Genomic DNA, 2,113 nt, shown 5'->3' on the forward strand with positions numbered 1-2,113 from the left:
TTGGTTGGCCAGCTTCTCAATGAACGGTGTTTTATCGACATAGTAGTAGCCGCCTTCGCGAATATCGGAAAAGGTCTGAATCCCGATGGGCAGTTTACGGCGATGAGTAGCTGACATGCTTGGCCTCCAAGGGTGGCGCTGTGCAAACTATGGGTAGTCTAGCATGCGGAAGTGCGGGTTAGTTCGTGCTTAGCGGGCTTGCATGGTGCGATTAGCTAGGTAATAGGCGGTTGTTTCATAGGGCTAATTAGCTGCTGGGTAGCGCCATCAAGCAGCAGCGCAAGCATACAATGGGGATGCTATCGAACGTTCAATATTCAGCCAAGTGACGCTCGGCATGAAGGAATGTATTTAATGTTTTCAGCCAATATGTCTTTTTCCTCCCAAGCTTGGAAACTGAACCAGGTTTGTTAACAGCCCGTTAGTGTTGTGTCTCTGCTTGCAACTTGGAAATGTCTTCTATTGCTAACCCTGTTACCTCGGCAATCTGCTCGTTACTAAGCACTCCAAGCTTCAGCAAGTTGCGAGCAGTTTTTTCAATGCCTAGCTTTGTGCCCTTTTCAATGCCCAGCTTTGTGCCCTTTTCAATGCCCGCTTGGTGCTCTTGCTGCGCCCAGTTTTCAAGATTTTCTGCCAACATGTCTTTGTCCTCCATCAAGCTTGTGAGCTGGTCTAGGTTTGCCTTGGCTCCCAGCCGCTGAAGATATCGTTTGAGCCAGCGGGTGATAATGTTGTCTATCCGCTCTTTATCAGGGGAGGCTTGTATGATGGCAACAATGCGATCAACGGCTTGCTGCAGCCCTTTCCTGTCAGCAGACGCCTTTTCAATACTGAACACGCCGCTCAGCGGTGTTGGGCGTAACCCCAGCTCTTCATCAGTATAGCGCCCTTCATCCACAAGGTAATACCGTAGGTGTGGTTGATAGACTTGAAGAAAAGCTGGTGGTTCCGGGTACACCATGTCGTAGATATCCTGGCGTGCCGTCCAGCGCTCAGAGCCGTTGTACAGCACAATAGGCAGAATGGGTGGTAGCCCTTTGCTCGGGGTGGTGGTGCCATTTTTGAGCAGGTGGTCGTAAAAGCAGGCCACGTAGTGCATCAACCGGATCGGCATAGTGCGATCAACAGTCGACTGAAGCTCTAAAACCTCTTGTGTGAGGCCTTCCCAGGTGATCTCCACCGACCACACCACGTCTTCGAATTTCTCCTCGAACAGGGGCGTGATGTAATTGCCGCTGTGATTTTTGAGCGTAGAGAAATTCATCAGTTGGACGATTTCTGGAGGTGCAAACCCTTCCATTAACTGCTGAACGAACTCAGGGTGGCTGAGCAGTCCGTGCATGCTGGCACCAGGGGGAGATAACCTCGGCCATATTCTTATTCGAATAATTCGAATAACCTTCAGCCTGTGTGTATTGTGACAACAACACACATGCCGAAAGGAGAGAAGTTATGGCCGCCATGTCGACACTGCTTCCCAGTGAAGAGGAAGCGACATTAGCAAAATTATCAAGCCGAGAGCTGGCCGCTTACGTTGAGACCGCTGCCTCTTCCCAGCAGGTCGCTATATCTGACAAAGAGGGGCGGCTTCACCAAGTGGAAGTCCCTGTCAGCGCCTTGCGCCTCTTGGTGGATATCCTGACAGAGCTTGGTGATGGCAATACCGTGAAGCTCATTCCCGTTCATGCTGAAATGACCACCCAAGAAGCAGCCGATATGCTGGGGATGTCGCGTCCTACGCTGATCAAGATATTAGATGAAGGTCATATTCCGTATCATCGCTCAGGAAACCGTAGAAAGGTAAAGTACAAAGATGTAATGCACTATAAGCAGGCAATAGATAACAAGCGGCTACAGGCACTCAATGAGCTGTCTGAGCTTGATCAGTCGCTGGGGTTGGGCTATTAATGAGTTCCTTCTATACGGTTGTTTATGATGCTTGTGGGCTTTACCCAGCGCCATTAAGAAGCCTGCTGATTCACGCTCTGGTCATTGCGAATGCAGGGAGTCGGTTTGGGTTGGTTGCTGTGTCTCCACGTCAAACGCGACTATCTGCCGCTTAACGCTTGAAAACTCAACGCCCACCAAATGGATCGGCTTGCCGCTGGCGCGG

Annotated in this window: 3 protein-coding genes; 1 reads left to right on the plus strand and 2 read right to left on the minus strand. The window is 50.5% G+C overall.

The features are described 5' to 3' along the window. A partial coding sequence (locus BIS10_RS18970; RefSeq protein ID WP_301281978.1) for an AAA family ATPase occupies positions 1 to 117 on the minus strand: 117 nt, incomplete at its 3' end. A gap of 304 nt (positions 118 to 421) precedes the next feature. Further along, positions 422 to 1,342, minus strand: a complete 921-nt coding sequence (locus BIS10_RS18505) for an Rpn family recombination-promoting nuclease/putative transposase (protein WP_301282101.1) — start codon at positions 1,340 to 1,342, stop codon at positions 422 to 424. Positions 1,343 to 1,452: 110 nt separating this feature from the next. Here BIS10_RS18505 and BIS10_RS18510 point away from each other — a divergent pair, with 110 nt between their 5' ends. Further along, positions 1,453 to 1,908 (plus strand): helix-turn-helix domain-containing protein, encoded by a 456-nt coding sequence (locus tag BIS10_RS18510; RefSeq protein WP_253507693.1) that lies wholly within the window; start codon positions 1,453 to 1,455, stop codon positions 1,906 to 1,908. The last annotated feature ends 205 nt before the right edge of the window (positions 1,909 to 2,113 follow it).

The organism is Halomonas sp. 707B3 (assembly GCF_024158645.1).
GTDB classification, from domain to species: domain Bacteria; phylum Pseudomonadota; class Gammaproteobacteria; order Pseudomonadales; family Halomonadaceae; genus Vreelandella; species Vreelandella lionensis.

Coding starts and splice junctions, on each gene's coding strand:
- BIS10_RS18510 (WP_253507693.1), top strand. CDS start 1,453: ATGGCCGCCATGTCGACACTGCTTCCCAGTGAAGAGGAAGCGACATTA.
- BIS10_RS18505 (WP_301282101.1), bottom strand. CDS start 1,342: ATGCACGGACTGCTCAGCCACCCTGAGTTCGTTCAGCAGTTAATGGAA.